General features: G+C 66.0%; 24 protein-coding genes and 1 pseudogene. 12 read left to right on the forward strand and 13 right to left on the reverse strand.

Features of this window, described 5'->3' with window-relative positions; genetic code table 11:
• Positions 1 to 3: 3 nt before the first annotated feature.
• The 4 genes from OIE68_RS18590 (at position 4) to OIE68_RS18605 (ending at position 3,861) form a co-directional block, all read left to right on the forward strand.
• Entirely contained in the window at positions 4 to 1,008 is a 1,005-nt protein-coding gene (locus OIE68_RS18590) for a DUF1702 family protein (protein WP_327100628.1), read from the forward strand.
• A complete protein-coding gene (locus tag OIE68_RS18595; RefSeq protein ID WP_327100629.1) occupies positions 1,009 to 2,637 on the forward strand; it encodes a fatty acyl-AMP ligase in 1,629 nt (542 codons plus the stop codon).
• The gene (locus OIE68_RS18600; RefSeq protein WP_327100630.1) at positions 2,634 to 3,341 is read left to right on the forward strand and encodes an LppX_LprAFG lipoprotein; all 708 of its coding nucleotides are present in this window, start codon (positions 2,634 to 2,636) and stop codon (positions 3,339 to 3,341) included. The genes OIE68_RS18595 and OIE68_RS18600 overlap by 4 nt, the downstream gene beginning before the upstream one ends.
• A gap of 79 nt (positions 3,342 to 3,420) precedes the next feature.
• Entirely contained in the window at positions 3,421 to 3,861 is a 441-nt protein-coding gene (locus OIE68_RS18605; RefSeq protein ID WP_327100631.1) for an SCP2 sterol-binding domain-containing protein, read from the forward strand.
• Between the two features lie 59 nt (positions 3,862 to 3,920).
• Here OIE68_RS18605 and OIE68_RS18610 read toward each other — a convergent pair whose 3' ends face one another.
• From OIE68_RS18610 to OIE68_RS18625, 4 genes are read right to left on the reverse strand one after another with little or no spacing between them, the layout of a single operon-like run.
• A complete protein-coding gene (locus OIE68_RS18610) occupies positions 3,921 to 4,217 on the reverse strand; it encodes a hypothetical protein (RefSeq protein ID WP_327100632.1) in 297 nt (98 codons plus the stop codon).
• A 13-nt stretch (positions 4,218 to 4,230) separates the two neighbouring features.
• Entirely contained in the window at positions 4,231 to 4,998 is a 768-nt protein-coding gene (locus OIE68_RS18615) for an enoyl-CoA hydratase-related protein (RefSeq protein ID WP_327100633.1), read from the reverse strand.
• A complete protein-coding gene (locus tag OIE68_RS18620; RefSeq protein WP_327100634.1) occupies positions 4,999 to 6,267 on the reverse strand; it encodes an acetyl-CoA hydrolase/transferase family protein in 1,269 nt (422 codons plus the stop codon).
• Complete coding sequence (locus tag OIE68_RS18625; RefSeq protein WP_327100635.1) at positions 6,264 to 7,421, reverse strand: CoA transferase; 1,158 nt, start codon at positions 7,419 to 7,421, stop codon at positions 6,264 to 6,266. Before OIE68_RS18625 ends, OIE68_RS18620 begins: the two co-directional genes overlap by 4 nt.
• Positions 7,422 to 7,528: 107 nt before the next feature.
• On the opposite strand from OIE68_RS18625, the gene OIE68_RS18630 reads away from it, so the two are divergent.
• Genes OIE68_RS18630 through OIE68_RS18650 form a run of 5 tightly spaced genes read left to right on the forward strand, consistent with a single transcriptional unit; the run spans position 7,529 to position 13,717 of the window.
• Complete coding sequence (locus tag OIE68_RS18630; protein WP_327100636.1) at positions 7,529 to 9,022, forward strand: class I adenylate-forming enzyme family protein; 1,494 nt, start codon at positions 7,529 to 7,531, stop codon at positions 9,020 to 9,022.
• 5 nt (positions 9,023 to 9,027) lie between these two features.
• Entirely contained in the window at positions 9,028 to 9,774 is a 747-nt protein-coding gene (locus tag OIE68_RS18635; protein WP_327101714.1) for an SDR family NAD(P)-dependent oxidoreductase, read from the forward strand.
• 25 nt (positions 9,775 to 9,799) lie between these two features.
• Positions 9,800 to 10,783, forward strand: coding sequence for an MDR family oxidoreductase (locus OIE68_RS18640; RefSeq protein ID WP_327100637.1), 984 nt, complete (start codon positions 9,800 to 9,802; stop codon positions 10,781 to 10,783).
• A 22-nt stretch (positions 10,784 to 10,805) separates the two neighbouring features.
• The gene (locus OIE68_RS18645; protein ID WP_327100638.1) at positions 10,806 to 12,005 is read left to right on the forward strand and encodes an FAS1-like dehydratase domain-containing protein; all 1,200 of its coding nucleotides are present in this window, start codon (positions 10,806 to 10,808) and stop codon (positions 12,003 to 12,005) included.
• An 11-nt stretch (positions 12,006 to 12,016) separates the two neighbouring features.
• Positions 12,017 to 13,717 (forward strand): class I adenylate-forming enzyme family protein, encoded by a 1,701-nt coding sequence (locus OIE68_RS18650; RefSeq protein WP_327100639.1) that lies wholly within the window; start codon positions 12,017 to 12,019, stop codon positions 13,715 to 13,717.
• Between the two features lie 197 nt (positions 13,718 to 13,914).
• On the opposite strand, the gene OIE68_RS18655 is transcribed toward OIE68_RS18650, so the two are convergent.
• The 6 genes from OIE68_RS18655 to OIE68_RS18680 form a co-directional block, all read right to left on the reverse strand.
• Complete coding sequence (locus tag OIE68_RS18655; RefSeq protein WP_327100640.1) at positions 13,915 to 15,060, reverse strand: acyl-CoA dehydrogenase family protein; 1,146 nt, start codon at positions 15,058 to 15,060, stop codon at positions 13,915 to 13,917.
• Positions 15,057 to 16,259, reverse strand: coding sequence for an acyl-CoA dehydrogenase family protein (locus OIE68_RS18660; protein ID WP_327100641.1), 1,203 nt, complete (start codon positions 16,257 to 16,259; stop codon positions 15,057 to 15,059). The genes OIE68_RS18655 and OIE68_RS18660 overlap by 4 nt, the downstream gene beginning before the upstream one ends.
• Positions 16,260 to 16,335: 76 nt before the next feature.
• Positions 16,336 to 17,118, reverse strand: coding sequence for an enoyl-CoA hydratase/isomerase family protein (locus OIE68_RS18665; RefSeq protein ID WP_327101715.1), 783 nt, complete (start codon positions 17,116 to 17,118; stop codon positions 16,336 to 16,338).
• 5 nt (positions 17,119 to 17,123) lie between these two features.
• On the reverse strand, positions 17,124 to 18,101 hold the full coding sequence (locus OIE68_RS18670; RefSeq protein WP_327100642.1) for an acyl-CoA dehydrogenase family protein: 978 nt from the start codon (positions 18,099 to 18,101) through the stop codon (positions 17,124 to 17,126).
• Entirely contained in the window at positions 18,098 to 18,220 is a 123-nt protein-coding gene (locus OIE68_RS18675) for a hypothetical protein (protein ID WP_327100643.1), read from the reverse strand. The genes OIE68_RS18670 and OIE68_RS18675 overlap by 4 nt, the downstream gene beginning before the upstream one ends.
• Before the next feature lie 106 nt (positions 18,221 to 18,326).
• Positions 18,327 to 19,496, reverse strand: coding sequence for an acyl-CoA dehydrogenase family protein (locus tag OIE68_RS18680; RefSeq protein ID WP_327100644.1), 1,170 nt, complete (start codon positions 19,494 to 19,496; stop codon positions 18,327 to 18,329).
• Positions 19,497 to 19,605: 109 nt separating this feature from the next.
• On the opposite strand from OIE68_RS18680, the gene OIE68_RS18685 reads away from it, so the two are divergent.
• On the forward strand, positions 19,606 to 20,424 hold the full coding sequence (locus OIE68_RS18685; protein ID WP_327100645.1) for a FadR/GntR family transcriptional regulator: 819 nt from the start codon (positions 19,606 to 19,608) through the stop codon (positions 20,422 to 20,424).
• A gap of 52 nt (positions 20,425 to 20,476) precedes the next feature.
• Here the strand turns inward: OIE68_RS18685 and OIE68_RS18690 are convergent, their stop codons facing one another.
• From OIE68_RS18690 to OIE68_RS18700, 3 genes and pseudogenes are all read right to left on the reverse strand, one after another.
• Positions 20,477 to 21,925, reverse strand: coding sequence for an aldehyde dehydrogenase family protein (locus OIE68_RS18690; RefSeq protein ID WP_327100646.1), 1,449 nt, complete (start codon positions 21,923 to 21,925; stop codon positions 20,477 to 20,479).
• A gap of 55 nt (positions 21,926 to 21,980) precedes the next feature.
• Positions 21,981 to 22,901, reverse strand: a complete 921-nt coding sequence (locus OIE68_RS18695) for an SDR family oxidoreductase (protein ID WP_327100647.1) — start codon at positions 22,899 to 22,901, stop codon at positions 21,981 to 21,983.
• 94 nt (positions 22,902 to 22,995) lie between these two features.
• Positions 22,996 to 23,364: pseudogene (locus OIE68_RS18700) on the reverse strand (cytochrome P450); the annotation flags it as partial.
• 126 nt (positions 23,365 to 23,490) lie between these two features.
• On the opposite strand from OIE68_RS18700, the gene OIE68_RS18705 reads away from it, so the two are divergent.
• Positions 23,491 to 24,780 (forward strand): amidohydrolase family protein, encoded by a 1,290-nt coding sequence (locus OIE68_RS18705; protein ID WP_327100648.1) that lies wholly within the window; start codon positions 23,491 to 23,493, stop codon positions 24,778 to 24,780.
• Positions 24,781 to 24,900: 120 nt separating this feature from the next.
• On the forward strand, positions 24,901 to 26,178 hold the full coding sequence (locus tag OIE68_RS18710; RefSeq protein WP_327101716.1) for a TetR/AcrR family transcriptional regulator: 1,278 nt from the start codon (positions 24,901 to 24,903) through the stop codon (positions 26,176 to 26,178).
• The last annotated feature ends 1 nt before the right edge of the window (position 26,179 follow it).

Below are 26,179 nucleotides of genomic sequence, written 5' to 3' on the forward strand. Positions count from 1 at the left end.
CACGTGACAGCACTTCGCGTTCTTCGCCGAATACTGCCCGTGCCCACCCAATCCGACGCGCTGTTCGCACGCCGTGGGTTCCCGACCTCGGCACCGATAACCAGCACGCTCGAGCAGGTTGGAGTAGTGGTGATCCGGGGTTTCGAGATGGGCGCAGACATTGCCGAGATCGATGACCTCGCAGCGGCTCTCGACCATATCGACCCGTTCTATCGCAGCCTGGCCTACGAAGGGGCGGTGACCGCGCTCGTCACCCGCGACCTCATCGGCCTTCGGCGGCGACACCTGGCCCGGCAATTCGTCGAGGGCCCGGGTGCCCCACACGCCTATATGGCTTATGTCGGCTATGGGCTGCTGATGCCGCGCCTGCCGAGGTTCCTGTGGCGACGGTGCACGCCGAACCTCGGCGACGATGCGGTGTTGTCGCAGCTGACCTGGCTGGCGGCCGACGGATTCGGTTTCGACGGAGCGTTTTTCCAAACGGCACGATGGATCGATAGGCAGTGGCGGCCCAAGCCGTACTCGTGGGAGGGGGACAGTTCCTACTTCCTGCGCGCAGTCGATCAGGGCGTCGGACGAGCGCTGTACTTCGTCAACGACGCAGACTTGGCGGCGATCGCCGACCGGATCGACCGCATGGATCCACACCGCCGAGCCGACCTGTGGAGCGGCATCGGCGCCGCCATCGCCTACCTCGGCGGGGTCGCGGAGTCCGACGTGCGCACGGCCCAGCGACGCGCCGGGCTCGCGGCCGCGGATATGGCGCAGGGTGCCGCGTTCGCGATCAAGGCCAGGGCGCATGCCGGGTACGTACCGGAATGCTCGGTGTCGGCGGCACGACTGCTCTGTGATCGTGATGTCGATGCGGTCGTCGCGGTTGTCGACGAGACGAGCACTCGATCGTTCAGTACCGGCGAGCCCGGTTATGAGCAATGGCGACGCCGGTTACGTGAGCGCCTCGCGCCACCGACGCTATTGCACGCGGTCGATCAACCACGAGGAGCTTAGATGTCGCGCTTTATCGATGACGTACTGTCCAACAGCACCTCCGACCGTGGCTTCTCCTACGGCGAGCCGGATGCGCTGCGCCGCAAGACGTGGGCGGAGTTGTTGCGGCACAGTCGATGTGCCGCGCAGTCGCTGACCGACCAGGGTGCGTCCATGGGGTCGCGGGTCGCCATCCTCGCCGGTGAACCGGAGGACGTCGTGGTGTCGGTCCTGGCCTGCTGGTTGCTCGGAGCCTCGGCCACCATGCTGCATCAACCGACGCACCGAACCGATCTCACCGTCTGGGCGCGTGACACCGTCAGATCCCTCGACGTCATCGACGCCAAACTGGTGTTGATCGGAACCCCTTTCGACAGCGCGGCGACCATCCTCGCCGAGCACGATGTGCCGAGTGTGTCGATAGCGCGACTCGGCGCGTCGACACCGTTGGAGCCTGCCGATGTTCCGGATGACACCCTGGCGCTACTTCAGCTGACGTCGGGGTCCACCGGTACCCCGAAAGCCGTCGCCATCACCCACGCCAACCTGTACGCCAGCGGCCACGCCATCGCGCGGGCCGCTGATATGGATCCGGCCAGAGAGATCGGTGTGAGCTGGCTTCCGCTGTTCCACGACATGGGCATGGTCGGATTCGTGGCGACGCCGTTGCAGTTGGGGGTGGAGGTTGTGTGTGTGAGTCCGACGCATTTCCTGCGTGCACCGCTGGTATGGATGGATCTCATCACTCGATATCGCGGCACGATGACCGCCGCGCCGAACTTCGCCTACGAGATCGCGGCACGGCGAATGGAGTTGGCTCCGGACGGGGCCTTCGACCTGTCGAGTATGCGGTTCGCATTGAACGGCGCCGAACCGATCGATGCGACCGCAGTCGCGCGATTCGTCGAGGCCGGAGCACGTTTCGGCCTGTCCCCCGGTGCGGTAGTGCCCGCGTACGGTATGGCGGAGGCCACGCTCGCGGTGTCGTTCAGTCCGGTCGGTCTCGGTGTGCGAACCGACGCCGTGCGGCCTGACGCCATCGAGACGGCGGGTTACGCGCAGCCGACCGACGCTGCGGACGCCCGGATGTTTGTGACGCTCGGGAAGCCGGTGACCGGTGTCGAGGCACGGGTGCTGGACGACACCGGAGCACCTGTCAGGCCGCGCACAGTCGGCGAGATCTTCATCTCCGGTGCCGCGGTCACCGATGGTTACTTCACCGAAAACGGTTACAGCTCAGCACGAAACGACCACGGGTTGTTGCCGACCGGCGATCTCGGCTACCTCACCGAATCGGGGGAGATCGTCGTGTGTGGGCGCAAGAAGGACACCATTATCGTCGGGGGCCGCAATATTTTCCCCACCGACATCGAGCGTGCCGCCGCGACGGTGGCGGGTGTCCGACGCGGCAACACGGTCGCCGTGCGACTCGAACCCGGGGAAATCCGTGAGGGTTTCGCGGTCGCCGTCGAGTCCGCCGACTGGAACGATGACAAGCACGTCGCACGCATCCAACGCGAGGTGACCCGCGTCGTCCGCGACGGCGTGGGGGCGACACCACGCTCGGTTGCCGTTGTCGCACCGGGTTCGATCCCGAAGACTCCGTCGGGCAAGGTGCGCCGAACCAACTCCGCCCACCTGATCCGATGATCGGCCGACGCGCCGGTATCGGCATCGCCATGGCCGCCCTGCTGTTGCTGATCGGCGGCACCGCGTGCACCGCGGATGGCGGTCTGCCGCGGCCCGCCCAGTTGCTGCGTAACGCCGCCGCTGCGGCGCGTGCGACGACAAGCGCGCACGTCACCTTGCAACTCAGCGGCGCGCCCCTGAGCGGAGTGAGTGTGCGGGCCATGTCGGCCGACGTTGTCCGTGACGGTGACGCGCGAGCGAAAGGTCAGCTCGTGGTGCCGTCGGCATTCGGTGACGCCCGCCTCGATTTCGTCGAGATCGACTCGACCATCTACACCCGCGACCCCTCGGGGCGATTCGCGTCGGCGCCGCCACAGCAGAACGGGTCGGCAAATCCGTTGCCCACCACGCTGATCGACCCACACCGAGGAGTCGCGAACCTACTGGCATCGATGTCTTCGGTGCAGACCGAGGCCAGGGAGACCATCGGCAACGTCGATGCGTTCCGTGTCACCGGACTGGTAGCGGCCCACGACATCGCGCAGGTGGTCCCGAGCGTCACCACGGACGGAAAATTGACGGTGTGGTTCAAGGTTGGTGGCCGACACGAGCCGGTCGCGACTCGGCTGGTGATCGGTCAGGGGGACCCCGCATCGCAATCCGTGCTCGATGTGACGGTCAGCGACGTCAACCGCCCCGTCCATGTCGCCGATCCCCGCAGCTAGCTCGACATTTCGACAACGGCCATGAACACCGTGACAACGAACGCGCCGCAGCCATTCGGCGGCCGATGGAGGGAATCCGATGGACGACATCACCGAGATCGACCCCGAGCAAGTCTCACCGGGTGAGTTCAAGAACCTCATCACCAGTACCTCCGATGAACAGCTGCGCGCCGCGCTGGCTGACCCGGACTTACGAAGCGCCATGTTCGACACCGTTTTCACGCGCATGCCGGACCGATTGAGTGTCGAGGAGGCACGCGGGGTCGACGCCACTGTGCTGTGGCGAGTAGGACAGACACCCGACGAGTGGCTGGTGACGATTCGCGACGGTGCGTGCACCGTGACGAAGGCGACGGCAGGTGTCAAACCGACGGTGTCGTTGACGCTGGGCGATGTGCTGTTCCTGCGATTACTGTCCGGGCAGGCGTCGGGAACGAAAGCAATGCTTTCTGGCAAGCTGCGCGTCAAGGGTGACCTACTGTTCGCCAGGCGAGTGGAGAAGCTGTTCAACACGGATTAGTCAGGTGTCAGCGTGGAATGGGGCATGAGCGGATATTCAGACGCAGCCCGGCTCCGGCGTCAGTGCTTCATTTGTCCTGCCATCGCCATCAGCGCATCGCGCCGCGGCATCGAGAGAAGCGTCTCGAACGTTGCCCGGTAGTAATCGCTGCTGATGAAGACGGGACCGTTGGGGAGATTCTCCAGGGTGAGTCGCGCTACTTCCTCGGCCGCCATCACTTCGGGCAGAGCCGACATGTCGATGCCTTGATTGGCTGCGGCTTCGGATTCCGTTGCGCCGGGGCATAGGGTCAAGACACTAGCAAATCCGGCTTCGTTATATCGGATGGTTGTGCTGCCGAGCAGACCACCATCCACCGGGTGGGACGACTCATCGTCCGTGCCACCGCGGGGAACGCTTTTCGGCAAATGCTCGCGGACCCTCCTGCGCATCTTCGCTGTGGTAGCAGTATTCGGCCGCGTGCCGTGCGGCTTGCAGAGCGGCCGAACGACCCATCTCAGTGGAGAGCATCACCGTTTCCCGGGCCGCCCGCACCGACAGCGGTGCGCCCGCGAGAACTTCGGCGGCCAACTCGAGTGCGGTCGCCAGCAATTCGGATGGTTCGGCGAGGCGATTGACCAGACCGATCTCATAGGCGCGGTGGGCGGTGATCGGCTTGCCGGTGAGCAGGATTTCCATCATGACCCGCTGCGGGATCATATGAATCAGCGGTGCCGCCCACGGCGCGCTCCGGCCCACCTTGACCTCCGTGATCGCGAAGCGCGCGGTGGTGCTCGCGACACACAGATCGCAGGCCTGGGCGATCATCCAGCCGCCCGCGTAGGCAACGCCATTGACCGCCGCGATGGTGGGTTTGGACAGCTCGATCGTGTCGTACGGGAGCGCGAACATATCGCGCGGCGGCACCCGCATACCGGTTTCCACCATCTCCTTCAGATCGCCGCCCGCGCAGAATGCCTGGTCACCGGCACCGGTGAGAATTGCGATGCGCAGGGCCGGATCTCGCTCGAACCGGTCCCAGGCCGCAGCCAGTCCCGCGCGCACATCGGTGGCCAGGCAGTTGCGGGTCTCCGGTCGGTTCAGCGTGATCACGGCGATGCCATCGCCGCGGGGGTCGAAGAGCACGGCGTCGCTCATTCAGAATCCTCTCTGGGCAATGGCGTGGGCGGCGCGCGCCAGGTCTTCTCGAAAGTCGGGGTGGACGATGGCGATCAGGCGACGTGCACGCTCGGCCAGGGTCCGGCCGCGCAGTTCGGCCGCGCCGAATTCGGTGACGATCACGTCCACATCGCTGCGCGCGGTAGTGACCGGGCCCGCGAGACCGACCGTGATCCGGCTGATGGTGCCGCCTTTGGCGGTCGCGGGCAGCACGATGATGGAATGCCCACCCGGCGACCGCGTCCCGGCGCGCACGAAGTCCACCTGACCGCCGGTACCGCCGAGGTAGGCCGAACCGCTCTGCTCCGCGTTCACCTGGCCGGTGAGATCGACCTCCAGCGCAGAGTTGATCGTCACCAACTTGTCCAGTCGGGCAAGCACTTCCGGATTGTGGGTGTACGACGTCGGGCACATGCGGATACCGAGGTTGCGGTGGGCGAATTCGTACAGTCGCTCGGTGCCGATCAGGGCGCCGGTGATCGACACGCCCCGGTCGATACGCTTGCGCGCATTGGTGACAACACCGGCCTCGACCAGATCGACCAGCCCGTCACCGATCATGCCGGAATGCACGCCGAGATCGCGGCGGTCGTGCAGCAGGCGCAGGATGGCATCCGGCACCGCTCCGACTCCGGTCTGCACAACCGATCCATCCTCGATGAACGCGGCAGCGTGCTCGGCGATGGCCGTGTCGGTCGCACCGATGCGCGCGGGCGGCACCCGCACCGGCGGCCGCGAAACCGTTACGGCGTAGTCGATTTCGGCTGCGGACAGCAGTTCGCCGTGGGTCCACGGCACCTGCTCGTTGACCTCCGCGACCACCACCCGGGCCCGCGCCACGGCCGCGCGGACATAATCGCTGATCAAGCCGAAGCTGTGGTTGCCGCGCGCATCCGCCGGGCCGACCTGAATAAAGGCCACGTTACAGCCGATGATCCCGTCCTCGATGAGCGCGGCAACCTGGCTGACATGGCATGGGATCACGCTGAGCCGGTGTGCGTCGGCCAGCGCGCGCAGCGCACCGATCGCGCCCATGCTCGACAGCGAAAAGCTTTGCGTCGCTCGAGCGGTGAACAGACCGGAGAAGCTGGTCGCGATGAATGCCGACAGCCCGCCGATATCGCCGCCGCCCGCGATCAGCGCCTCGATCAGGGTGGTCGGCTCGCCGCAGGCCTGACCTATGACGATGCGATCGCCGGGACGCAGGAATTCGCGCACATCCAGGTCGGTGTCGGAGATGATCTTCATGCGCGTGCCTCCCCCGCCGCACCGAGCTCGCGGACGATTTCGGCGGTGTGCTCACCGAGCCGGGGCGCCGGACCCGCGACACGACCGGGTGTCCGCGAGAACCAGGTCGGCGGACCGGGGAAACGCACTGCGCCATAGGGAGATTCGACTATCTCGAAGAAATCGGCCGCGCGTAGGTGCGGATTGTCGAACAGTTCGTCGAGGGTGCGGACCGGCGCGGCGGGAATATCGAGGGACCGCAGTAATTCCAGCCACTCCCCCGTCGAACGTTCCCGGAAGGTTTCACCGAGTAGCGCATAGACGGTATCGATCCGGCGGGCCCGCTGTTCGAGTGTGGCGAATTCCGCACTCGCCCAAGATGGTTGCACGGCATCGATGAAGGCGGACCACTGCTTGTCGTTGTACACCAGCGCGGAAATATAGCCGTCGGCGGTGCGGTACGGCTTCCGGTTCGGTGCCACCGCACGGGGATACACCGCGGCACCCAATGGCGGGTCGAACAGCGCGCCGTTGGCATGCTCGACCAATACGAACGCCGCCATGGTCTCGAACATGGCGACCTCCACCTCTTGGCCCGCACCGGTCCGCTCGCGATGGAAAAGCGCCATGACGGTGGCATACAGCGCTGTCAGGCCGGCCACCTTGTCGGCCATGATGGTGCCGACATAGCCTGGCGCACCGGTCAATTGCTCCTGCACGAACGGCAGGCCACATTCGGCTTGGATGGTGTCGTCGTAGGCGGTGAGATTCGCATCCGGTCCGCGGCGGCCGTAACCGTAGCAATTGGTGTAGACGATCGACGGATTCAGCGCGGCGACCGCGGCGTAGTCGAAGCCGAGATCAGCGATCGCCTTGGCGCGCATCGAATGGATGAAAACATCTGCGGTGCGGATTAATTCACGCAGTACGGACCTTCCGTCCGCAGAGCGCAGGTCCAGCACCGCACTGCGCTTACCGCGGTTCACGTTGACGAACACCCCACCCATACCCGATTCGGGTCCGACCGAGATGTAGCGGGTGTTGTCCCCGGCCGGGGGTTCGACCTTGATCACGTCCGCCCCCATATCGGCCATGATCTGAGTGCAGTAGGGCCCCATCACCATTGCCGTGAGATCCACGACTCGCACCCCGGACAACGGACCCGAACGTTCCATCTGCCTCAGCCTCCACGATTCGGCGCGGTCCCCAGAGCACCGCCGGCGTCGACAGACTATAAGATTAATCCTTGCAAGGATAGCAACGATGCTGATATCAAGAGGGCGTGGAAAGTAGCATCGCGCGGGTCCTCGACACCGCGCTTGCCACCCGCCCGGACGCGCCCGCGATCGAGGCGGCCTCGGGTATCTGGTCGTATGCGGAACTCGACGACCAGGCGCGGCGGGCGGCGGGCGCACTGTGGTCGCTCGGTGTGCGCCCCGGCGATCGGGTGGCCGCCTGTCTGCCCAACGATCTGACGATCGTCGCGGCTTTCCATGGCGCGCAACGGATCGGTGCGGTGTGGGCCGGCATCGGTGAGGCGCTGTCCGAGAGCGAACAACAAGATCTCTACGAGCTTTGTGAACCGACGGTCGTACTCGCGGGCCCGCGGTGCCGGTTGACGGCGCCGGAGTGCGTCGACAGCCGACGCTGGGCACAGCTCATCGCTCGGCCCGAGGCGGCTCCAGCGGTCGACCCCGATATCGACGCACCTGCCGCGATCGCCTTCACCAGTGGCACATCCGGGCGACCGAAGGCCGTCGTGCACAGCCAGCGCAATCTGCTGCTGCCGGGCGCCGCGCTGGTCACGACCCGCGGCTGGGGACCCGACCTGCGCAAGGGCGACAGCTTCCCGCTGACGATCCTCAACCTGATGGTGTTGTCCACCCTGCTCACCGCACAGGCCGGTGGTTGCGCGGTGATCATGGATCGCCGCGATGTCGACGGGGTGGCGGAGTGGATCGCCACGCGCCGGGTGACGGTCTGGAACGGTGCTCCCGCACAGCTTTTCGATCTGGCCGGGCGTCCGGAGTTGGATCTGAGCTCGCTACGGGAGGTGTGGAGCGGCGGCAGCGACACTCCGGACCAGTTGCGGATGGCCTTCGCCGCCGCGCACGGTGTCGTGCCGCGGGCCACCTATGGCCTCACCGAAGCACCGACGGTGGTGTCGATCGACCCCGCCGACGGCGCTTGGCGGCCGGGCTCGAGCGGCCGGGTGCTGCCGCAGTACGACGTCGCGGCCTACGACGAGGGCCAACGCCTACCCGCGGGCGAACTCGGCGAACTGGGGCTGTGCGCGACCACGGCCGGGCCGTGGGCGCATCGGTGGCGGCCAATGCTCGGATACTGGGAGTCCGGTGGTCTCCGGTCACTCGAATCCGGCCCGATCGCTACCGGTGATATCGGGACCGTCGACGACGAGGGGTGGCTGACGGTGCTGGATCGCAAGAAGCTGGTGATCATCCGGGGCGGGGCCAATGTCTACCCGCTGGAAGTGGAGCGGGTCATCGGAAGCCATCCGGATGTGGCCAAGGTCGCGGTGTGCCCGGTACCCGACGACCGACTCGGGCAGCGCGTTGCCGCATTGATCGAATCAGCCAGTAATGCAGTCGATTTCGGGGCTCTCACCGATCTGTGCCGGACGACGCTCGCCGGTTACAAGGTGCCGGAGATCTGGTGCCGGGTCGATACCCTGCCGGTCAATGCCATGGGGAAGATCGACCGGACCCGCCTCGTCGAGCTCGTCGACCGGCACCGGAGCATCGGGGAGACCAGGTGACCGGCATGTTCGGTCTCGACGGCAGGGTCGCGATCGTCACCGGCGCCTCGTCCGGCCTCGGCGCGGCGGCGGCGCAATCGCTGGCATCGTTGGGTGCGCGGGTAGCGGTGGTCGCCCGCAGGCACGACCGGCTGGCCGAACTCGCGAAGCGCATCGACGGCATCGCCGTCGCAGGCGACCTGTCCGATCTCGAGCGCGTCGACGGCGTGGTGTCGTCCGTGGTCGAGCAAATGGGTCCACCGGAGATTCTGGTCAATGCCGCCGGAAACCGGTTCACCACCGAACGCGCCGAATCCGAGGCGCTCGATGATGTGCGCGACACCGTGGATCTCAATCTGCTTGCACCATTTGTGTTGGCGCAGCAGGTATTTCCACATATGCGCGCCGTCGGCCGCGGCGCGATTGTCAACGTCTCGTCGATCAGCGGCCGCGTCGGCATCCCCGGCATCCCGCAGGCGTCCTACGCGGCGGCCAAGGCGGGCCTGTCGGGCCTGACCGCCGAACTGGCGGTGCAGTGGGCACGGTATTCGATCCGGGTGAACACCGTCGCGCCCGGCTTTTTCCGCAGCGAGATCACCGACTCGCTCTACGACAGCGAGCGCGGCGCCGAATATCTCCGCCGCAATACCCCACTACCCCAGCAAGCGAGCGCCGACGACATCGTCGGCGCCATCGTGTGGCTCGTCGGCGATGCCGCGAGCTACGTCACCGGTCAGACCATCGTCGTCGACGGCGGCTGGACCGCGCGATGACGGACTCCAGAAAGGATCTCCGCCAATGTTTTCCGCACTGCTGATCGAGAAGGATGAAGCCGGGCAATCAGTTTCGCCGACCAGGTTGGACGAGAGCCGCCTGCCAGACGGAAACGTCACCGTCGAGGTCGCCTACTCCACACTGAATTACAAGGATGCCCTGGCCATTACCGGCGCATCGCCGGTGGTCCGCAAGTTCCCGATGGTGCCCGGTATCGATTTCGCGGGTGTCGTCACGGCGAGCACCCACAGTGCGTGGGCGACCGGCGACAACGTCGTGCTCAACGGGTGGGGTGTCGGCGAAACCCATTGGGGCGGTTTGGCGCAGCGCGCCAGAGTCGACGGGGATTGGCTGGTGCCGCTGCCCGCCGTATTCACCGCCCGGCAAGCGATGGCCATCGGCACAGCCGGTTATACGGCGAGCCTGTGTGTGAACGGGTTGTGGGACCACGGCGTGCGGCCGGACCAGGGCGAAATCCTGGTGACCGGCGCGACGGGCGGTGTCGGCAGTGTCGCGGTCGCCCTGCTGGCGAAGGCGGGCTTCACCGTGGCCGCAGCGACGGGCAAGACCGCGGAGGTCGACTATCTACAGCAACTCGGTGCCGCGACCGTGGTGGACCGGGCCGAACTCACGGCCGGCGGCAAGCCGCTGCAAAAGGAACGCTGGGCGGGTGTCGTCGATGCCGTCGGCAGTCACACCCTGGCAAATGCCTGCGCCCAGACCAGATACGGCGGCGCGGTCGCCGCGTGCGGTCTCGCCGGGGGCATGGACTTTCCGTCGACGGTCGCACCGTTCATTCTGCGCGGGGTAACTCTGTTGGGCATCGACAGCGTGCAGGCGACCGAACAGCGGCGTCTCGCGGCCTGGAGCCGCCTGTCGCGCGATCTGGATCCGGCTGCGCTGGAAGCCATCACCCGCGAGATCGCGCTGGGGGATGCGATCGTTTCCGCGGGTCAGCTCATAGCAGGCACGGTGCGTGGCCGCATCGTCGTCGATGTCAATCGGTAATCCGTCACCCTCAGGAGAAGCAGTGAGCGCCAAGGCAACCCCCGAACCCGATGTCATCGAACTCGACCTGTCCGACGTGGAACCCCGTGTCGGACAACCGATCGGCGGTGGACAATTGTGGGAGCCGTGCAGTGCCTCCGACATTCGCCGCTGGGTGATGGCGATGGATTATCCCAATCCGCTGCACTGGGACCACGAATTCGCCGGGGAGTCCCGCTACGGCGGCATCATCGCACCGCAATCCATCGCGGTGGCCCTGGATTACGGACATGGCTGCGCACCCGCGTGCGTCGGACGCATCCCGGGCAGCCATCTGATCTTCGGCGGCGAGGAGTGGTGGTTCTACGGCGCCGCCGTGCGGCCGGGCGATAAGTTGCTCCAGGAGCGGCGTTTTCACGACTACAAGGTGGTCCAGACGAAATTCGCCGGGCCGACCATGTTCCAGCGCGGCGACACCACCCATCGCAACCAGCACGGCACCCTGGTGGCGCGCGAACGGTCCACCTCCATCCGGTATCTCGCCGCCGAGGCGAACAAGCGCGGCATGTACGAGAATCAGGTCGGCGAGGTAAAGCGCTGGAGCGAGCTGGAATTGAACGAAATCGCCGTCCTGCGCCATGAATGGTTGATGTCGAATCGCCTCGGTATTTCACCGCATTTCGACGAGGTCGAGGTGGGCGATACGCTGCCGAGGCGGGTGCTCGGACCGCACAGCATCGCCAGCTTCACCACCGAATACCGGGCCTTCCTGTTCAATATCTGGGGCACGTTCGGCTGGGTGACGCCCGAGGGCGTCGAGGATCCGTGGGTCTACCAGGATCCGGGCTGGACCGAGGGGTTCGCCTTCGACGAGGAGGGCGCCAAGATCGATCCGCGCAAGCGCGACGGTCTGTATGTCGGTCCGTCGCGCGGCCATATCGACGGTGACAAGGCGGGTGCGGTCGGCATGGCACGCGCCTACGGCTACGGCGCGACCATGGGCGCTTGGTGCACCGACTACCTGGCGTACTGGGCGGGCAACGACGGTCTGGTGCGCCACATCAAATCGGATTTCCGTGGACCGGCCTTCGAAGGCGATGTGACCTATTTCGACGCCGAGATCATCGGCAAGGAGGCCATGTCCACGTGGGGCGTGCCGCTGATCCAGATCAAGCTGCGACTGACCAATCAGGACGGCGGTGTGCTGGTGGACAGCACCGCCGAGGTCGAACTGCCGTTGTGAAAGTAGCCCGAGTGAGCAAGCGACCGATGGCCATAGCTGAACCCGCACAACCTGTTTCGATTGCCTCGGGGCCGCCGTTGGACGAGGAGCCCGGCATCGGGGCGCGCACGCTGCCCGGATTTCTGCGCGAGGTGACGCGGCTGTACGGCGATCGCGAGGCGGTGGTGGGGCGCACCGTTCGGTGGAGTTACCGCGAGTTGTGGGAGCGTGCGGTCGAGGTGGCACGCGCGCTGCGTGCGGCCGGGGTCGGGCACGGCGGACGGGTCGGTGTGCTGATGACCAACCGTCCCGAGTGGATCGCGGCGGTGTTCGGCACCTCCCTCGCCGGGGGCGTGGCGGTCACGCTCAGTACCTTTTCGACCGCAGCCGAACTGGAGTATCTGCTCGACGAGTCCGGCGTATCGGTCCTGCTGTTCGAACGCGACGTGGCCGCAAGGGATTTCGCCGCCATCCTGACCGAGTTGGAACCGCGGATCGGCACGGCCGCGCCCGGCGGCTTGCACTCGGTCCGCTTTCCTTTCCTACGCCGTCTTGTCGCAGTCGGAGAACCCGTACCGGACAACGCAATCGAGACCTGGGACGCGTTCCTGGCGCTCGGCCGCACCGAACCGGCCGATGTGATCGAGGCGATCGCGGCTGCGGCGCGGCCGAGCGATACCGCCGTGCTGTTCTTCTCGTCCGGTTCCACCAGCCGCCCCAAGGGCATTCTGAGCGCGCATCGCGGTGTCACGATCCAGATGTGGCGGTTCCGCCGCATGTACGGATTCGTCCCAGCCGACGATGTCCGCTGCTGGACCGCCAACGGATTCTTCTGGTCCGGCAATTTCGCCCTGGCGCTGGGCGCGACGCTCGCCAGCGGTGGTGCCATCGTGCTGCAGCCGACCTTCGACGCCACCGATGCGCTGAACCTCATGCAGGCCGAACGGGTCAACTTCCCCTTCGCCTGGCCGCACCAGTGGGCCCAACTGGAGGCCGCAGCCAACTGGGGCAGCGTGGACTTGAGCAGCATGCGGTTCGTCGACCGCCGCAGCCCATTCGCGCGACACCCAACGGTGTCGAGCCGCTGGGACGAGCCGAATCACGCCTACGGAAATACCGAAACATTCACCATCACAACGGCGTTCCCGGCGAATACGCCTGACGAAACACACGCGGGCAGCAGTGGCGTACCGCTGCCCGGCGTCACGATCAAGATCACCGACCCGATCGCCGGGACCGTCGTGCCCCGAGGCGAACGCGGCGAGATCTGCGTCAAGGGACCCACGCTCATGCTGGGCTATATCGGTACGCCCCTGGACGAGACACTCGACGCCGAGGGTTTCTTCCATACCGGCGACAGCGGCCACCTCGACACCACCGGCCGACTTTTCTGGGAAGGCAGGCTGACCGACATCATCAAAACCGGCGGCGCCAACGTCTCACCATTGGAGGTCGACGAGATACTCGCCACCTATCCCGGAGTCGAAGTCGCCCGAACCGTCGGCGTACCACACGAAACCCTCGGCGAACTCGTGGTGGCATGCATCGTGCCGCACACCGGAATCCACCTCGACACCGAGGAAATCCGCACCTTCGCCAAAGCCCGCCTGGCCAGCTACAAAGTCCCCCGCGCAGTACTGTTCTTCGACGAGGCCGACCTCACCCTCACGGGCAGCGCCAAAATCAAATCCAGCGACCTACGCGAATTGGCGGCCAAACGGCTGGCACAGTAGTCCCCCGTTCAGTCCAACCCGAGATCGAGCTGATTCATGTCCAGGTACATCGCCATATCGACAATCGGGATCGGTTTACGCAGCCACGACCAGTCGACAGCCTCGCTCATGCCGTAAGGCTAGCGTCACCGCTGGTCCCCGCACTCGATCCGCCTCGCGAGTCCGCGGTCGCGACCGCTGCCGAGACGCCCGCCGTATCAACGGTAGCGGGCGGCTATGTGGCGGCGAAGGGCGGCCGGGGAGCCGAACAGCGCACGGTTAAAGGTCGCGCGTTTCAGGTAGCGGTGGATTCCGCTTTCCCAGGTATAGCCGTAGCCGCCGTGCAATTGCATTGCCTTGCCTGTGATTTCGACTGCGGCGGTGCAGGTGTAGGACTTAGCCATCGCGGCCGCGGTAGTCACGTCGAGCCCGACGGGATCGTTTTGCCGCACTGCGGCAGTGTCGAGCTGCGACTGGTCGGCGGCTGCCAGCTGCCGCACTGCGGCGTCGACCAACTGCCGGGCGACGGTGATCTGTACGAGCATGTCCGCGCAGGCGTGTTTCACGGCCTGGAATGAACCGATCGAGCGGCCGAACTGGGTGCGGGTGCGCACGTAGGCGACCGTGGCGGCCAACATGGCCTCGCTGAGACCGAGGCTGTCGCAGGCGATCGCCACGGCCGCTCGATCGTGCAGCCGCCGGATCGCGGTGGATGGGTCGCCGTCGAAGTGCCACACCGCATCGTCCGGCACCGCGATCGCATCGACGGTGACTGTGCCGAAGCTCCGTGTCTCGTCGAGCATCGCTCGGCCCGAGCAGACCAGTCCGGTCGTATCCGCCGCGACGGCGACGATGACCGGTACACCGTCGGGATCCGCGGCGAGCAGGAGCAATCGATCGGCGCCTACTGCGTCGGGCACGAATTCTGCACAGCCGCAAATCGTTTGTCCGCCCGCGCCGCGATCGATCCGGAACGGTGGCGTGGCATCGCAGTCGTCGGGGTTTGCGGTGAATGCCACCGTCGCCATGGCCGTACCGGCGGCCATAACGGACAAAAGTGCGTCCCTGGCAGGTGCGGGGGCGAGCAGCCCACAGACTCCGGCGGCCAGTGCAGCGCCCAGATAGCCGCTGGAGACCACCGCGCGCCCCAACTCCTCCAGCACGATCGCCACCTCGGCGTAAGTGGCTCCGGCACCGTCGAACTCCTCCGGCACCTCCAATCCCAGCCACCCTTGGGCGGCCAGCACGCGAGAGTCGATGCGCTCTCCCGGCCCGACCGTCGCGAGCACGTCGCGGGTAACCGCTCGGAGTTCGTCGTGGATTTCGGTGAAATCCGGTTCGGTGCACACCGTTCCGGCCTTCATGTCGCTGCCGGTTCGCGGGGCAGGCCGAGGCCGCGTTCGCCGATGATGCTGCGCTGGATCTCGCTCGTCCCGCCGGGAATCGTCCATTCCCACGAGCCGATGAAATCGAGCACCCACGCACTGGACTCCCATCCGCCCGACATCGGTTTGCGCAGCACTGTAAGGGCCGCCGTGCCACCGATCTCCGCGCCGAAATCTGTTACCCGTTGCAGTAATTCGCTGTAGAACAGCTTCACGATCGAGGCGTCGGCCGGGCCGACGGTTCCGGCTTCGTGGCGTTGCACCAGGTCGCGGCACAGTGCGCGCAGACCGGCGATCTCGGTTTCGAACCCGGCGAGCCGATCGGCCACCACGGGATCATCGATCGGACGCCGCCCCGTCACGTCCGGCCGGGCGCACGCCTGCAGCAGCCACCGGAACCCGGCGTTGCCGAGTCGTTCGGCCAACTCCAGCATGGTCAATCCGCGCTCGGCACCGAGGGTCTGCTGCGCCACCTGCCAGCCCGCGTGCTCCGCGCCGACCAGTTGGGTGGCAGGAATGCGCACCTCGTCGAGAAAGATCTCGCAGAAGTGCGATTCGCCGGTGGCCTGCCGAATGGGCCGCACATCGATGCCGGGCGTGCACATATCCAGCAGAAAGTACGAAATGCCCTGGCGTTTGGGTGCTTTCGGATCGGTGCGGGCCAGCAGCAGGCACCAGTCGGCGTACTGCCCTCCGCTCGCCCATACCTTCTGTCCGGTCACGAGATAGCTGTCGCCGTCGCGGCGCGCGGTGGTGGTGAGCGCGGCCAGATCTGATCCGGCCGCGGGCTCGGAGAAACCTTGCACCCAGATCTCGCCGTCCAGGATGGCGGGTAGATGTCTGCGGCGCTGTGCCTCGCCGCCCGCTGCCAGCAGCGTCGCCGCCGCATGGTGGATGGCGACGAATGCCAAGACCAGCCGTGGCGCATCGTGTGCGGCGAGTTCCTGATAGAGCACTATCTGCTCGGCGACCGGCATCCCGCCGCCCCACGCCTTCGGCCAATGCGGCACCGCGAAGCCGCCGCCACGCAGTTGCTGGAACCACCACTGCTGAAATGCCACGAATTCCGCTGCTGTACAACCAGTTTGCGTCTGCCGCCAGTCAGCGGGGATGTGCGCTCGGCACCAGTCCCGTACCTCGGCCCGGAAATCGGCCGGATCGCGACCGCCCGCAGTCATCGGGCGACCGATCTCACCGCGTCGGCCACGCACCGTCGTCCCAGCATGCTCGAAGGTTTACGCCGAACCGCCCAGGTCATCGCCGAGCCGCTTTCTGCCGCAGAGCCGATAGCCGGTCACGATGCTCGGCGGACTGCATAGTCACCACCTCGGCGGCGAAACCCGCTTGCAGCGGACCGCCGAGCGCCTTCGAAAGGTACATATTCACAACACGTTTGGTGCTGCGCAGGGCCTCCATCGGCTGGGCGGCCAACCGTTCGGCGAGCAGCCGGGCTTCGGCGAGCAACTGCTCCGGCGGAACGACACGGGTGGCCAGGCCGAGTTGGACCGCGGTAGCCGCATCGATGCGATCGCCGGTGAACAGGTATTCCCTGGAACGCAGAATCGGGGTGAGCAGCGGCCAGAATGCGGCGCCGCCGTCGCCTGCGACCAGGCCCACCGCGACGTGCGGATCGGCCAGATGCGCCCGCTCCGATATGAGCACGACATCGCACAGCACGGCCACGCTCGCCCCCAGCCCCACCGCAGCACCGTTGACGGCGGCGATCACCGGCAGCGGAAAGCGCAGCAACTCCTCGACGATCTGCGCACCCTCGCGGATACTTTCGTCCCGCGCGGCCGGATCGTCGAGAAATGAAGTGATCCAATCCAAATCACCACCGGCACTGAAGGCCCGGCCCGCACCGGTCAGGATCACCACCCGCGCCTCCCGATCCGCCGCCAACTGCCGCCAGACATTGGCCAGCGCCCAGTGCAGCGGGGCGTCGACCGCGTTCGACTCGGCGGGCCGGTTCAGCACAACCGTGCGGATCGGTCCATCGCATTCGATCGTCAGCGCGGCCGGTAGGTCGTACTGCACGTCGCTCACACACCCGTCGGGTCGGAATACAGCCCGGCTAGACCGGCTCGATCGATGCTGCGAGCTAGCAAATCCTCGGTGGCCGAGCGTCCCAGCGGCAGTCGGCAAATCGGCCTGCTGTAACGCGATAACCACGACAGCGCCGACTCGTCGCAGAAACCGAGAGCGCCGTGCAGCTGGTGCGCGACGCGGAAGACGATATCGGCGGCCTCCAATGCGGCCAGCCGCAGCGCGAGCGCGTCGTCGACAACGGCATTGCTACCGGTATCGATGCTCCACAACGCGTACCTGGCCAGCATCTCCACACCCCGGCGCTCGACCTCCGCATCGGTCAACTGGAACTGCACCGCCTGGAACTCTGCGAGCGGACGGCCGAACTGCTCGCGCGTCAGTACATGCGCGCGCGCGAGATCCATTGCACGGTCCAGCATTCCGAGGAGCGTCCAGCAAGGCAGCACCAGCCCCAAAGCCAGCTCGGTCGTAGTGGCCTGGCCGGAGTCGTCCCGGCCTGAAAAGCCCTTGCTGTCAAGCGGATGCACATCCAGCTGTGCGACGAACATTGATTCTCGTGGCGACGAATGCGCCTGCCGCACCGATACTCGCCCGCGCACACCATCCAGTGTCACTGCCCCCCAACGCAAGTCGAGATCCGCCACCGGAGCGGCCGGTTCCCGGCCGTACACCACCACCAGCCCGTCGACATCCACGCCGACCGGCCGTGCCAACCGCTCGGCCACTGGATACGGCAGCGCCCAGTACCCCGCGCTGCGGCACAACGCGGCAGCGGCTTCCAGCTCGGCGACGTCGCGCAAAGGCTCGAGCTCCCAGGCCCCGAGTTCACCGAGCACCGGCGCGATCAGCGTCCGCCGCACCCCGACCTCCCCCTCGGTCCGCCGCACCAGTTCGTCGCCCCCGGCAGCATCCAGCGCCCGCAGCACCTGCCTGCCGAATTCCCGCGCCTCCGAGCAAAGTTCGATATTCACGCCCGCTCCTCCGCCCAGCCGGACACCCGCAGCACCGACTCGCCGCCGCTGGCGGCCTGCAGCGCGCGCAGCACCTGCCCGCCGAATTCCTGCGCCTCCACGCATAGTTCGATTTTCATGCTGCCTCTCCCGCGCGGTCGGACGCCCGCAGCACCAGCCCGTCGTCCCCGACCGCCTGCAGCACCGATCTACCGAATTCCCGCGCCTCCGAACATAGTTCGATTTTCATGCCGCCTCCCCCGCGCGGCCGGGCGCTCGCAGCAGCGACCGTGCCAGCAGAATCCGCTGCATCTCGATACTTCCCGAGGCGACCGTCGCGGCGTTGGCGTACCGCCAGTGATCCTCCACGGCACGTCGGAACCGATGTTGCGCTTGATCATCCGCGGCGGCGAATGCGGCGATCTCGGAAAGCACCGCGGCGCTGTCCTGGTCGAGCCGTGTCACCGCGATGCGATAGGCCGCGGCGTCGCCGGGTGCGACCTGCCCAGCGCTCTGCAGCGACAGGACCTGGTAGGCGAGCAGGCGGGCCCGTCGGCAGTGTGTGAGCAGGCGCGCCCAACTGCCGCGCAGCTCACGGGGCAACTCGTCCCAGCGCTCGCCCAATACCGCGGGCGCGGCCTGCAGCAAGCGTTCACAGCGGGCATATCGGGCAATGCCGACCCGCTCGAAGGCCAGCACTTCCTGCACCACCGGCCAGCCGTCGCCGACTCGGCCGAGCACATCGGCCTCGGTGGCCCGGACGCCGTCGAAGAAGACCTCGTTGAGGTGATGTGGTCCGAGCATGGACCGAATGGGGCGAACCTCGATGCCCGGATCCGACATCGGTAGCAGGAAGACGGTCAACCCCTGCTGCTTGCGCTCCCCCTTCGAGGTCCGCGCGAGCAGGAAACACCACTGCGCCATGGTGGCGTAGGAGGTCCAGATCTTCTGACCGGAGATGCGCCAGCCGTCGCCGTCGCGGCGGGCCGCCGTGCGCAGCGATGCGAGATCGGAACCGGCATCGGGCTCGCTGAAACCCTGGCACCAGATCACCTCGCCGCGTGCGATCGGCGGCAGATGCTTGCGCTGCTGTTCCGGGGTGCCGTGTCGCATGATGGTCGGGCCCACCCAGTTGACGCCCATATATTGCGCACCGCGCGGCTCGTGGTGCGCCCACATCTCTTCCCGGACCACGGTCTGTTCCCATACCGAGGCGCCGCGACCACCGAATTCTTCCGGCCAGGCCAGACACAGCAGACCGCGGTCGGCAAGAATGCGGGAAAACCGCTGGGCGACAGCGAGATCCGCGGGATCGTCGGTGAAAGCGCCGAGAAAGTCCGCGGAGACCTCGGCGGCTACCAGCCGGCGCAGCTCACTGCGTAGCTCGGCGGCGGCCTCACCCATCGTGAAGTCCATACGGCGGACATTACGTCAATCCTCATAAGGATAGCAATATTTGAATGGTCACGAGCCTATGAGTAAACTCCCTGCATGGACGAAAGGCGGCTTGCGTGACGATGGACGAATGGCGGTCCGCGTGACCAACGCCCGGCGCGGCCGGATTCCGCAACGCCGCATCGCGGAGAGCGTCGCCGCGGAGCTGCGCGCACGCATCCTCTCCGGCGACGACGACTACCGGCTCCCCACCCAGGATCAGCTGGTGCAGGATTTCGGTGTCAGCTACCCCTCGATCCGAGAGGCACTGCGAATCCTGGAGACCGAGGGCCTGGTCACCGTCCGTCGTGGCAATGTCGGCGGCGCCGAGGTGCACCGCCCGGACCAATCGTCGGCGGCATATCACCTCGGTCTCGCGCTCCAGGGCGCCCGGGTCACGCTGGGCGATCTCGCCGCGGGCCTGCGGACATTGGAGCCCATGTGCGCCGCCGAATGCGCTCGCCGCGAAGACCGCGCCGAGGTGGTCGTGCCCGCACTCGAGGCCAATATCGAGGCATCCGCGGCATTGATCGGCGAAGGCCTGCCCTTCACCCATACCGCGCGCGACTTCCACGATCTCATCGTCTCTTTCACCCCGAACGCGACGATCCGCTACGTGGTCAGCAGCCTCGTCGCACTGTGGTCGTCGCAGGAGGAGGCGTGGGCCGAGGTACTCACCAAACGCGGTGAATACCCCTCCGCGGCCGAGTCCGAGGAATCCGTTCGCACCCACCGCCGCCTCCTGAAGGAAATCGCGGCCGGACGGGCCGAGGCGGCGGAACGGCTCTATCGGGCCCACCTCACCGCGACCCAAGCATTGGTACTGGAGCGATTCGACAACGGCATCGTCAACGCCACCTCCGACATGGCACGCCAGGCGATCCAGGCCAGTCGGGGACCACGGATCTAGATTTCGCTCAGCGGTGCGGTCATGCGTCGTCGGGCGAATTCGATCCCTTTCGTCACACCGCGGGAAAGGCGATGGATTTGAGCTCGGTGTACTGGTCGAATCCGGCGATGCCGTTCTGGCGTCCCACACCGCTGGCCTTGTATCCGCCGAACGGGGTGTCCGCGCCGTAACCCGCGGTGCCGTTGATGCCGATGAAGCCCGCGCGCAATCGTGCGGCCACGGCAAGTGCGTGCTCCACGGATCCCGACATCACGTTGCCCGCGAGGCCGTACGGGCTGTCGTTGGCTATGCGAACCGCATCGTCCTCGTCGTCGTAGGGAATGACGACCAGCACCGGACCGAAGATCTCTTCCTGGGCGATGGTCATCGAGTTGTCCACATCGACGAAAAGCGTTGGCTCGACGAAGAATCCCCTGTCGAAGCCTTTTGGTTGCTCGGCGCCGCCGACGAGCAGCGTGGCGCCTTCGTCGATGCCGGTCCGGATATAGCCGCGAATGCGGCTGCGTTGCTTATCGGAGATGACCGGACCGCACAGCGTGGCGGGATCCTGCGGGTCGCCCGGTGCGACCCCCTCATACATCGCCTTCAGAATCGCAACCCCCTCGTCATACCTCGACCGCGGCAACAACAGTCGAGTGGGATTGGCGCAGCCCTGGCCGGCGTGCATGCACGGCGCAATACCCATCATGCAGCCCAAGGCCAGGTCGGCGTCCTCCAGGACGATGGTCGCCGACTTGCCGCCGAGCTCGAGGAACAGGCGCTTCATTGTCGCCGCGCCCTTCGCCATGATCCGTTTACCGACGGCGGTGGAACCGGTGAAGGAGATCATGTCGACCTTCCCGGACAGCGTCAGCTCCTCACCGACCAGATGATCCGATGCGGTGACGACATTCACCACACCCGGTGGTATGTCGGTCTTTTCGGCGATCAACCGGCCGAGCCTGGTGGCATTGAACGGGGTGTCCGGTGCGGGCTTCAGCACGACGGTGTTGCCCGTCGCCAGTGCTTGACCGACCTTGTGGATGGTGACCTCGAAGGGGAAGTTCCACGGCACGATCGCGCCGACGACGCCGACCGGCTCACGCCAGACCTGCCTGGTCGTGTGCACGCCCGTGACCGACACCAGGGCATCACCGAGGGAGGTTCGCCACGGATAACTATCGATCAGCTCGGCCGGATACCTGAGCGCATCCGCCAGTGGCGCGTCCAGTTGCGGACCCATCGTGATCGCCCGCGGGCAGCCGGCCTCGAGTATGAGTTCCTCGCGCAATTCCTCCCGCTCGGACTCCAATGCATCCTGCAACTGCAGCAGACAGCGTTGTCGGACGGCATGATCGGTAGACCAGGCCGTTTCGTCGAAGGCTCGGCGGGCCGCATCGATGGCCACCCGCATATCGAGTTCCGACGCGTCGGCGACCGCACCGAGCACCTCCTCGGTGGCGGGGTTGATGTTGTCGAATGTCCCGGCCCGGCCGTCGACGAGCTCCCCGTCGATCAACATCCTCGATTCGAAACGAACCCGGGGATGGGAGCCGGCGGGGTGGGTAAACACAGTGTCAGGCATTTCTCTCGCTCTCATGCGACTGGAGGTCGGCCGGTCGAGGGTGGCTCGCGGCACCGGATCGTGGAATCCCCAGCATCAAACGGGTCAGGTGGTGCAAGGCCACAGTGGGCAGAACGCGACTGGCGATCAACAGCATTCGCGCATCCGGGCCCACTGCGCGGCGTACAAACGGTGCGGTGCCGCCGAGCGCTCGGGCGAGTCCGGCGGCGAACTGTTCCGGCGAGCGGGCCGCGTGCTTCATCGCCGCCCGCCCGCGCCGGTCCATGGTGCGGTGATGGCGGGCGTACGGCCCGTCGAGATCACGGCAATCGGTGGTCCCCGCGTCGGTGATGATGTCGGTGTCGTAGGTGCCCGAGACCAGGACCGTGACACCGACGCCGAACGGCGCGACCTCGATGGCCATCGATTCACCCCATCGCTCGAGTGCCCCCTTGACCGCGGAATACGCTGCCGTAGCGGGCATTCCCCGCACACCGGCCTGGCTGGAAACCAACACGATGCGCCCACGGCCCGCCGCCCGCATCGCAGGTAGGAGCGCCTTGGTGAGTGCCACCGGGCCGAACAGGTTGGTCACGAACATCCGCTCCCACAAGCTCACCGGTGTCTCCTCGACCATTCCGGCCGCGGAGACACCGGCGTTGTGCACCACCGCGTAGGGAGCACCGACCGCACGGACGATGGCAGCCGCGGCCTCCTCGATCGACGACGGGTCGGTCAGGTCGAGCCGAACGCCGATCAAGCGCGGATCACCCTGTTGTGCACCGGTTTTCGCGCGTAACTGATCGAGCCCGGTATCGACGGAACGCATGGCTGCGACAACTCGCCACCCCTGCCGGTAGAGATACGCCGCGGAGGCGAGTCCCAGCCCCCTCGAAGCCCCGGTGATGACAACGCTGCGCGATTCGTTCGGCATAGAACCTCCGTGTCGTTGGCCGCAATCCCAACCTAATATTTGTTCAGACACTAGCGACGGATGGATCGGTCGGTCAATCACTATCGGTCCCATACCATTGCCGCATCGACGAACGGGCGAAAGCGAATTCGTGCAGCTTGCGATAGATCTGATGCTCGGGTTCCTGCATCTCGAGGATCGTCGGACCCTGCAGCGGACGCACGATCGCCTCGTAGCACCGTGTGCTGAAGGTCTTGTTGTCGGTGAATACGGACTTCACCGCGTCGAAGGTATATGCCGAAAAGATCTGCCGGCCGTCTGCCGGATTGTCGAATATGGACATCTCCGGCCACCCCGGATGCACCGCCGCCCGCGCCCGCAAGTCGGCCAGCATCGGATACGGCGACGCATCGCCGTCGGCACCCATGCCCGCATCGAATCTGGCCTGCGCATCCTTGACGCCCTGTGTCAGTTCATCGGCCATCTGACGACTCCTCACAACACCTAACTTTTGTTCGGATCGTAATCGTTCGCAAGGCGATCCATCGACCGTTGACCAAATATCTGTTCAGAGCTACAGTCCGAACGAACGGATGACAAGGAGCGCGGTATGGACATGAACGACTTCGTACTCGTCTCGGTCGACGATCATCTCGTCGAACCGCCGGACATGTTCGACAACCACATCCCCGCCAAGTACAAAAACGACGTGCCCAAGCTCATACAGCGAGCAGACGGCACCGACGCGTGGGTGTTCGAGGGCCAGGAAGCCACCAATGTCGGCCTGAACGCGGTCGCGGGCCGCCCCCCGGACGAGTACGGCGCCGAGCCGACCAAACTCAGCGAGATCCGCGACGGCTGCTACAACATCCACGAGCGCATCCGCGATATGAATGCCAATGGCGTTGCCGCGGCGTTGAATTTCCCGTCCTATCCGCAATTCTGCGGGCAGTACTTCGCCCGCGCCAAGGACAAGGATCTGGGCCTGGCCGTACTGCGCGCCTACAACGACTGGCACATCGACGAGTGGTGCGGCACCTACCCGGGTCGAATGATCCCGCAGGCGCTGCCCCCGATCTGGGATCCGGAACTCATGGCCGAGGAAGTGCGGCGGGTGGCGAAGAAGGGCTGCCACGCCGTGACCTTCTCGGAGAATCCGACCAAACTGAACTATCCGTCACTGCACGACCCGCACTGGGATCCGTTCTGGCAGGCGTGCAGCGACGAGAACACCGTGGTCAACCTGCATATCGGCTCCTCGTCGAGCGTGGTCATCACCTCGATCGACGCACCGGTCGACGTGATGATGACCTTGCAGCCCATGAGCATCGTGCAAGCCGCCGCCGACCTCATCTGGTCGCCGATGCTGCGCAAATTCCCGGATCTGACCTTCGCGCTATCCGAGGGCGGGATCGGCTGGGTGCCGTACTTCCTCGAACGCGTCGACCGGGTGTACAAGATGCACCGCGCGTGGACACACCAGAACTTCGGCGACCGGCTGCCCAGCGAGGTCTTCCTCGAACGCATCGCACTGTGCTTCATCGACGACGGCTTCGGCGTCGAGAACCGGCACAAACTCAACCTCGACATGGTCGCCTGGGAATGCGATTACCCGCATTCGGACTCGACGTGGCCACTGGCTCCGGAGACGCTGGCCGATTACCTCGACGGTGTGCCCGACGACGAGATCGACAGGATCACCCACGCGAATGCGTTGCGGCTGTACTCCTTCGACATGTTCAAGCATCTGTCCAAGCAGGACGCCACGGTCGGCGCACTCCGAGCGCAGGCCGCCGACGTCGACCTGGGATTCCGTTCATCCGAACGCCTCAAGAAGACCGGCACCGATACCGTGACGGTCCTCGACCTGGCCCGGCAACTACCGACGCCGTCGGCTTGAGACCCTCTGCTACCGTTGAACAAACATTGGGTACCCCAGTTTGTCAGGGGCCCCATCACGGCGGCGAGGTGTCGGGGAGGTGCTGTGGCGCGTGGCCAGGGCAAGCCGGCGCAGCGCGATGTGCAGCCGCGCGCCATCGCCGCCCATATCGGCCACGCCTACGACGACGGCACCCGACGCACCGAGATCCTGCAGACCGCCGCATCCCTGATCGCAACATCGGGGCTGCGCACGTCGCTGCAGGAGATCGCCGACGCGTGCGGCATCCTCCCCGGCAGCCTGTACCACCATTTCGAATCCAAGGAAGCCATCCTCGTCGAACTGCTGCGCCGCTATCACGCGGACCTGGACCAGGTCGCGCAGCGGGCACAGGACCGGTTGAATCATCCGGACTCGCGACCGCCTTTCGACCGAATCGTCGAGCTCGGTTCGGCGATCGCGCAGTGCGCGGTCGCCCATCGTGCCGCACTGCAGATGTCGTTCTACGAGGGGCCGAGCTCGAAACCCGAACTCGTCGAATTGACCAGGCAGCGACCGACCGCCGTACTCGAGGCAATGCTGCAAACCCTGCGCGCCGCGAGGTGGAGCGGCTACCTGAGGGCCGATGTCGATCTGCCGATACTGGCCGATCGGATCTGTCAGACGATGCTGCAGGTCGGTTTGGACGTCATCCGGCACAAGGGATCGCCGGATCAGGTGGCCACCTTGTTGTGCCGAATTCTGTTGGAGGGTTTGGCCACACGGCAACACACCGATGCGGAGCTCGACCGTTCCGCCGCCTTCCTCGCCGCCGACGAAGTCGTCCGGAGCTGGTCCGAGGAGAGCGAGCCCGATAACAAGGCGGCTCGTGTCCGCGCGGTCGCGCGGGCCGAATTCGGTCGCCGCGGATATGAGAATACGACCGTCCGCGATATCGCGTCGGCCGCGGGACTCGGCACCGGAACCGTGTACTGGCTGATCGGCTCGAAGGAGGAGCTGCTCGCCTCGATCATGCAGTCCTTCGGCGAGAAGATCGGCCTCGGCTGGACGAATGTCCTGCGGTCGGATGCCTCGGTTGTCGAGAAGCTGGATGCGCTGAGCTGGATCAATACCAACGCGCTCGAGCGTTTCGGTGACGAGTTCCGCATCCAACTGGCATGGATGCGGCAGTCGCCGCCCGACACCCCGAATCCGGGCTGGCTCTTCACAAAGCGGGTGCGACAGATGAAAACATTGCTCGCCGAAGCGATTCGGTCGAATGAGATCAAGGTCGACAGTCCGTCGAACGAGATGCTCGCCCGCTGTGTAATCGTCGTGGGTTGGATCCCGGAGAACATCCTGCGGGATATCGGGACTCACGCATCCCAGATTCACGTCCGCGACACCGTATTGCGCGGCGTCATCGACCGAGCAGGTTGAT

The organism is Nocardia vinacea (assembly GCF_035920345.1).
In the GTDB taxonomy this organism is placed as follows: Bacteria; Actinomycetota; Actinomycetes; order Mycobacteriales; family Mycobacteriaceae; genus Nocardia; species Nocardia vinacea_A.